We start from the raw sequence: 7254 nt of genomic DNA on the forward strand, positions 1-7254 counted from the left end.
AGAAACCGGAATGGAGAGGGAGCACTTGAGGAGTTCAGACACCGTCCAACGAAGCAATCGAATCCCGGAATACAGTACAAGTGGCGCCAATAAACTGACGGGGAAATATTCACCGATAACGGAACTACATGAACAGAAAATCACTCCTGCTGCTCCCCTGCCTGCTCCTCACCCTGCAGTTTCTTTTCAGTATGCCGTCCGCTTTTGCAAAGTCAAAACCGGGTGGAGAGCGATGGCGTGCCCAACAGATTTTCAGCCGTCAGGATCCCTCCATCGAAACAGCACTGCTGAATATGTGCCTCTCTGAAAAGGTAGGCCAGATGCTCATCGCTCAATCGGATGGAGAGTATAACCGTAAAAATGATATCGCATACCAGTTGCTGAGCCGGCTCGTACAGGAGGGAAAGGTAGGCGGCATCATGTTTCTCAAGGGCAATACCTTCGGCAGCAGCATGCTTGCAAACCATTTTCAGGCGATTGCTCCCCGCCCCCTCCTCTTGAGCGCTGATATGGAGAGAGGCCTGGCCATGAGGCTCTCCGGAGCAACCGAATTTCCTCCAAACATGGCGGTTGCAGCAACACGAGACCCGGATCTTGCAGCAAAAATGGCAAAAGCTATTGCACTGGAGGCCAAATCAGTCGGGCTTCACCAGAACTACGCACCGACCGTTGACTTGAACATCAACCCGTTAAACCCGGTCATCAACACCCGATCGTTCGGAGATAATGTCCCCCTTGCCATCACGATGGCCAATGCCATCATCGAAGGCATGCAGTCAAACGGTGTAATTGCAACCGCAAAACATTTCCCCGGACACGGAGATGTAACGGTTGACAGTCATCTCTCACTGCCGGTGCTTCAGGCTGACCGCCAGAGGCTGGACGCCTATGAGCTTAAACCCTTCCGCTCGGCTATTGAGCACGGTGTTATCAGCGTTATGACCGGTCACCTGGCGGTACCAAAACTGACCGGCACCATGGAGCCCGCCTCTGTTTCAAAAGTGATCGTGACCGATCTGCTCCGCAAAGATCTCGGTTTTCAGGGGCTGATCATTACCGATGCATTGAACATGAAGGCGCTTTACAACGGAGAAAACGTGCCGGATATTTCTATTAAAGCCGTACTTGCAGGCAATGATCTGCTCCTCTTTTCGCCGGACCCGGAACTTGCTCACCGCTCCATTGTAAAAGCCGTAGAAGAGGGAGTAATCAGTATGGAGCAAGTCAATGCTTCCGTTCGCCGGATTCTCCAGGTTAAATTGTGGCTTGGCATTGAAGAGAGAAAGCTGGTCAATCTGAACCTTGTCAACATTGAATCAAGCCCCGAATCCCACAGGGTACTTGCAAAAGAGATTGCTATGCGCTCCATCACATTGGTAAAGGATGCGAACCATTACCTTCCGCTTAAACCGTTATCAACCGAAGAGAACATCCTTAATATCATTCTGCAGGATAAAGCGGACAGTGAAACCGGAAAGGGATATACAGCAAACCTTGATCGTTACTACAAGGTGACCCATATCAGAATTGATCCGGGAAAGGACTCCCTCTCCCTTGCAAATACCCTTGAACAGGCAAGCAAGGCTCCGGCCGTTGTTATCACCTCCTATGTCCAGATACACTCCGGTTCCGGAACACTGAAACTGACTGCAATGCAGCAGCAGTTCGTCCACTCGCTTGCGATGACGGTGCCAAAAGAGAAACCGCTTATCCTTGTCTCGCTGGGAACCCCTTATCTGATTAACTATTTCCCTGAAATAACCACCTACCTCTGCACCTACTCATCCAGTCAGACAAGTGAGGAGAATATTATCGATGTACTGAGAGGTGCACTTGAAGCGCACGGTGTTATCCCCGTTTCCCTTCTGGGAACTCCATCTGAATCCGGTACAATTACCAACCACTGATTATCTCTTGTATACCATGGGAAAAACCATTCGGGACGAATCAACCGCAAGCGCCTACTGGGCGGCTGTCAATACCTTCTGCGCGCTCAGGGATGTTCATGTTATAGCCGACGCTCCGGTCGGCTGCTACAATCTGGTCGGTGTGGCGGTTATGGACTATACCGACGCTGTTCCCTACCTTGAAAACTTTACGCCAACCAGTCTGACCGAAAAGGAGATCGCCTCATCAGGCAGTTCGGAAGTTGTCTGTGATACCATAGAAAAGCTCCGGGCTCCCGGCAGGCAGTTGATTCTGGTCTCAAGCGCAGAGAGCGAAATGATCGGCAGCGACCATGAGAAGATGCTCTTGATGAAATATCCCGATGTCCGGTTTTTTCCCTCGAACTCCCTTGGCGAAAATGAGTGGCAGGGCCGTGACCGTGCCTTGCGGTGGCTTTATGAACAGTTTGACGATAAAAAAAACGCAACTGTTGAACTCGGTACGGTAAGCATTATCGGCCCGACCTATGGCTGTTTCAACAGCCCGTCGGATCTGGCCGAACTGAAACGGTTGATTGAAGGTGTCGGCGGCAGGGTTGCACACGTCTATCCTTTTGAAAGCTCCCTCTGCGATATTGCACTGCTGAAAAATTCCGATGTGATTGTGCAGATGTACCATGAGTTCGGAAGTGAGCTGGCAGGAGTGCTTGATCGCCCGGTATTGCAAACTCCGTTCGGGATGAAAGAGACCGAGGAGTTCATCCGCAAACTGGGAGTACTGCTCAATAAAGAGCGTGAGGCCGCAGCATTCATGAAGGAGGAAAAGCGCACCACACTGAAACCGCTTTGGGACCTCTGGCGCGGTCCACAGGCAGAGTGGTTCCCGACAATCCGCTTTGGTGTTATTGCCGCTGAAAGCTATGCTCTCGGCCTGAAAACCTTTCTGCAGGATGAGATGGGCATGCAGTGCATCTTCTCTTATGACTCGGCAGATGCCGACAACACCATGGTCAGGAGTGAAATTCAGCAAAAACAGCCTCAGTTCCTCTTCGGAAGGATTGTCGACAAGATCTATCTGGCCGAACTTGATTCGAAAACACGATTTATCCCGGCAGGCTTTCCGGGTCCCATTGTCCGCCGCTCGCTCGGCACGCCATTCATGGGCCACAGCGGAATGATCCATCTCTTGCAGGAGATTGTCAACGCGCTTTACGACATGCTCTTCAACTTCCTGCCTATCAACCGTCAAACTGCATCGGGGGAAGCTCCTGCAGGAAAGATGGCCTGGAGCAGTGAGGCCAATGCCATACTGAACGAGATGGTGAAAAAAGCCCCTTTTATAAGCCAGATCTCTTTCGGCCGGGAGCTGAAACGCAAAGCCGAACTCCTTGCCCAAAAGCAGGGAAGAGACACCGTCACCTCTGAACTGCTGCAAATGATGAACTGATTTGGAGTTTTTAGTTTTTTTTCGTATAGTCTTGATCCACATGCCGAAACCGGGGTAACAGTAGCCGGGGTCGATTATAAATTGTCGTGAGCGATTTGAGGGTGAGGCGGACGGAGCACAGAAACCGGAGTGTACACGAGAGTACATGAGGATTTCGAGCACCGCCCAACGATACCATCGAATCGCGGAACAAATTTATAGTGACGCCAATACTGTGCAGCCCCCCCGATTCGGTATTACTAACAAGAAGAGGCTGTATTGATCAGTTCCGGCGAAGCAACCGTAAAACGTTGATTTCGAATGGAATAAAACGACAGGAAACAGAATGTCTGACAATCAGGAACAACTGGCGATGATAGCCATTACCCTGCCGGACGGGACAGTAAGATCGTGCCCTTCAGGCAGCACCGGTTATGATATTGCACTCTCTATAGGGCGCAAGCTTGCGCAGGACGCTCTGGCTCTCAAGGTGAATGGCTCACTGGTTGATCTCTCAACACCATTGACATCAGATGCACGAGTTGAAATAGTCACCTTCGACTCGCCGGAGGGCAAGGATATATTCTGGCACAGCTCAAGCCATCTCATGGCCCAGGCCATTGAGGAGCTTTTTGCAGGCAGCAGATTCGGCGCCGGCCCTTCAATAGAGCAGGGTTTTTACTATGATATCGCCTCTGAACACCGCTTCAGGGAGGAAGATCTCCGCCTGATCGAACAGAAGATGCTTGAAATCAGCAAGCGTGACAGCAAAATCCAGCGGGAGGAGCTTACCCGGAGTGCCGCCATCGAGTTCTTCAAAAACAAAAGAAACGATCCCTACAAGGTTGAGATACTTGAAGAGACATTGAAAGATGTCGATACGGTTTCGCTCTATCACCAGGATGGCTTCACCGACCTCTGCACCGGCCCGCACCTGCCGACGACCTCGAAAGTGAAAGCGGTCCTGTTGACCAACATCTCATCGTCCTACTGGCGTGGAGATTCGTCAAGAGAGCAGATGCAGCGGATCTACGGCATCACCTTTCCTTCCGACAAGCAGCTTAAAGAGTACGTTACCCTGCTTGAAGAGGCAAAGCGCAGGGATCACCGCAAACTCGGCGCCGAACTTGAGCTCTTCATGCTCTCGGCGGAAGTTGGAAGCGGTCTTCCGATCTGGCTGCCGAAAGGCGCAATTATACGCAATGAGCTTGAATCCTTTTTAAAAGAGGAGCAGCGCAAACGCGGATACCTTCCGGTCTACACTCCGCATATCGGTAATATCGAGCTCTACAAGCGTTCAGGACACTATCCCTATTACAGCGATTCACAGTTTCCGCCGCTCACTTATCACGATGAAGAGGGACGCAAGGAGCAGTATCTTCTCAAACCGATGAACTGCCCGCACCACCACCTCATCTACAGCTCAAAGATGCGCAGTTACCGCGACCTGCCCATCCGCCTGACCGAGTTCGGTACGGTCTACCGCCACGAGCAGTCAGGTGAGCTTAATGGTCTTGTACGGGCACGAGGATTTACTCAGGATGATTCGCACATCTACTGCCGTCCCGACCAGCTTGTTGACGAAATCTGCAGCGCAATAGAGTTGACCCAGTTTGTCTTCGGAACACTCGGGTTCAACGATGTTCAGACACGCCTCTCCATGCATGATCCGGAAAACCAGACCAAATATGGCGGTACAGCCGAAGTTTGGGCTCAAGCCGAAAAAGATGTGAAGGAGGCGGCCGACCGCATGGGTATAGAGTACTTTATCGGCATCGGCGAAGCAAGTTTCTATGGCCCGAAGATCGACTTTATTGTGCGTGACGCACTCGGAAGAAAATGGCAGCTCGGAACGGTACAGGTTGATTACGTCATGCCTGAACGGTTTGACCTCACCTATATCGGCAGTGACAGCCAGAAACATCGTCCGGTCGTCATTCACCGGGCACCGTTCGGCTCCATGGAGCGATTTATCGGTGTCCTCATCGAGCATACCGCAGGTAATTTCCCGCTCTGGCTTGCTCCTGTCCAGGCTGTTGTGCTGCCTATTGCCGAAGATGTTCACGACTACGCAAAAAGTGTTCAACAGGCACTCCTTGGAGCCGGAATCCGGAGTGAGCTTGACACCAGAAATGAAAAGATCGGCAAAAAGATCCGTGAAGCTGAACTTGCGAAGGTTCCCTGCATGATCGTTATAGGACAGAAAGAGAAGGAGAGCGGAGAAGTTTCGCTGAGACGCCACCGCATCGGTGATGAAGGGTGCTTCACTGTTACCGGACTGACCGAAAAACTTCTGAAAGAGATTGCTGCCAGAACCTGATTATCTAAACCAAACCTGAACGAATGAAGAAACAGAAGGTTACGACTCAAAAGCCAAAACTCACCTATCGGGTCAATGAGCAGATCCGTGTACCGGAAGTCAGGATTATTTTTCCTGACGGAACGCAGCAGGTGATGAAAACAATTGATGCAAAGCGGGTAGCCGAAGAGAGGAATCAGGATCTTATTGAGGTACAGCCAAATGCAATCCCCCCGGTATGCAAGTTTGACAACCTCGGAAAGCTGTTGTACAAGATGGACAAGAGGGACAAGGATCTGAAGAAAAAACAGAAGACCACGACCCTCAAGGAGTTGCGTTTTCATCCGAACACCGACAAGCATGATTTTGACTTTAAATCAGCCCATCTCGAAGAGTTTCTCCGCAAAGGAAACCGGGTTCGGGCAACAATTGTCTTTTTGGGTCGCTCAATCATCTATAAAGACAAGGGACTGGAACTGGCAGAACGGTTGACTGAGCGCCTCAGTGTTGTCAGTACCCGTGATGGAGAACCAAAGTTTGAAGGCAAGAAGCTTTTTGTCTATTTCGAACCTGACAAGAAGAAAATAGATGCCTACGACCGCATCAGGGCAAAAACAAATCCGCCGCCATCAGCGCCACTGGCCCCATTGGCCGAGTCTGATCTGATAGAAGAGACTGAAGAGTAAAACAGGAATTTTGAGGAATTTTATACTAAAAAACAGAGGACGATCATGCCTAAAATGAAATCACACCGCGGAGCATGCAAACGGTTCAAAGCTACCGCATCAGGAAAAATCAAGCGTGAAAGAATGAACGGATCGCACAACCTGGAAAAGAAGAACAGAAAGCGTTCACGCCGTCTTCACCAGTCAACCCTGCTTGACTCTGCCAAAGCAAAGCAGATCAAACGGATGATCCTTGCATAAATTTTCAACTTTAACTTTACACAACAATGCCTAAAGCAAATAATGCCGTAGCCTCACGGGCACGGAGAAAAAGAGTTTTAAAGAAAGCCAAGGGATTCTGGGGATCACGTGGCAATATTCTGACCGTCGTCAAGCATGCTGTAGACAAAGCCGAGCAGTATGCCTACCGTGACCGCCGTGCAAAGAAGCGCAACTTCCGTGCACTCTGGATCATGCGTATCAATGCTGCTGCCCGCCTGAACGGCACAACCTACTCCAGACTGGTCAATGCCATGCTGAAGAAGAATGTCGAAATAGATCGCAAGGCACTTGCCGAAATTGCAGTCAAAGACCCGGCTGCCTTCACCCAGATTGTTAAAGCGGTAATCGAATAAGATTTATTCCGGTATTAATGGAAAACACCATTCGCAGTTTACAGCAGGAGATCACTGACTTTGAGATTACCACTCATGCAGATCTTGAAGCATTCCGCCTTAAGTACACGGTTCGAAAAGGGCTCATTGCCGCTCTTTTCGGCCAGCTCAAGACGGTTGCTCCTGCTGACAAGCCGCGTATCGGACAGTTGCTCAACCAGCTTAAGCTGACCGCTGACAGCCGCATTGATGAAGAAGAAGCAAAACTCTCGGCAAATGCAGGTGACTCCGGTAAACGAATTGACCTTACTCTGCCGGGAAGACGCTATTTTACCGGTAGTGAACATCCGGTACAGAAGGTGCT

6 protein-coding genes and 1 pseudogene are annotated in these 7254 nt (G+C 50.5%); all 7 read left to right on the top strand.

The features are described from left to right. The first annotated feature begins 128 nt into the window (after nucleotides 1–128). Nucleotides 129–1907, top strand: coding sequence for a glycoside hydrolase family 3 protein (locus tag CFERDRAFT_RS10250; RefSeq protein WP_006367170.1), 1779 nt, complete (start codon nucleotides 129–131; stop codon nucleotides 1905–1907). A 16-nt stretch (nucleotides 1908–1923) separates the two neighbouring features. Next, a complete protein-coding gene (bchZ, locus tag CFERDRAFT_RS10255) occupies nucleotides 1924–3333 on the top strand; it encodes a chlorophyllide a reductase subunit Z (RefSeq protein ID WP_006367171.1) in 1410 nt (469 codons plus the stop codon). A gap of 325 nt (nucleotides 3334–3658) precedes the next feature. Further along, nucleotides 3659–5632: a threonine--tRNA ligase gene (gene thrS, locus CFERDRAFT_RS10260; RefSeq protein ID WP_006367172.1), complete on the top strand. Its 1974-nt coding sequence runs from the start codon at nucleotides 3659–3661 to the stop codon at nucleotides 5630–5632. A 23-nt stretch (nucleotides 5633–5655) separates the two neighbouring features. Continuing rightward, complete coding sequence (infC, locus tag CFERDRAFT_RS10265) at nucleotides 5656–6297, top strand: translation initiation factor IF-3 (protein ID WP_006367173.1); 642 nt, start codon at nucleotides 5656–5658, stop codon at nucleotides 6295–6297. A 45-nt stretch (nucleotides 6298–6342) separates the two neighbouring features. Further along, nucleotides 6343–6537 (top strand): 50S ribosomal protein L35, encoded by a 195-nt coding sequence (gene rpmI, locus CFERDRAFT_RS10270; protein ID WP_006367174.1) that lies wholly within the window; start codon nucleotides 6343–6345, stop codon nucleotides 6535–6537. Between the two features lie 26 nt (nucleotides 6538–6563). Further along, entirely contained in the window at nucleotides 6564–6911 is a 348-nt protein-coding gene (gene rplT, locus CFERDRAFT_RS10275) for a 50S ribosomal protein L20 (protein WP_006367175.1), read from the top strand. A gap of 17 nt (nucleotides 6912–6928) precedes the next feature. After that, nucleotides 6929–7254, top strand: a pseudogene (locus tag CFERDRAFT_RS10280) (phenylalanine--tRNA ligase subunit alpha); the annotation flags it as partial.

The sequence above is a fragment of the Chlorobium ferrooxidans DSM 13031 genome, from assembly GCF_000168715.1.
Classification (GTDB): domain Bacteria; phylum Bacteroidota; class Chlorobiia; order Chlorobiales; family Chlorobiaceae; genus Chlorobium; species Chlorobium ferrooxidans.

Excerpts from the sequence above, each read along its gene's own strand:
- CFERDRAFT_RS10250 (WP_006367170.1), top strand. The coding sequence starts at position 129 with ATGAACAGAAAATCACTCCTGCTGCTCCCCTGCCTGCTCCTCACCCTG.
- thrS (WP_006367172.1), top strand. The coding sequence starts at position 3,659 with ATGTCTGACAATCAGGAACAACTGGCGATGATAGCCATTACCCTGCCG.
- rplT (WP_006367175.1), top strand. The coding sequence starts at position 6,564 with ATGCCTAAAGCAAATAATGCCGTAGCCTCACGGGCACGGAGAAAAAGA.
- infC (WP_006367173.1), top strand. The coding sequence starts at position 5,656 with ATGAAGAAACAGAAGGTTACGACTCAAAAGCCAAAACTCACCTATCGG.
- bchZ (WP_006367171.1), top strand. The coding sequence starts at position 1,924 with ATGGGAAAAACCATTCGGGACGAATCAACCGCAAGCGCCTACTGGGCG.
- rpmI (WP_006367174.1), top strand. The coding sequence starts at position 6,343 with ATGCCTAAAATGAAATCACACCGCGGAGCATGCAAACGGTTCAAAGCT.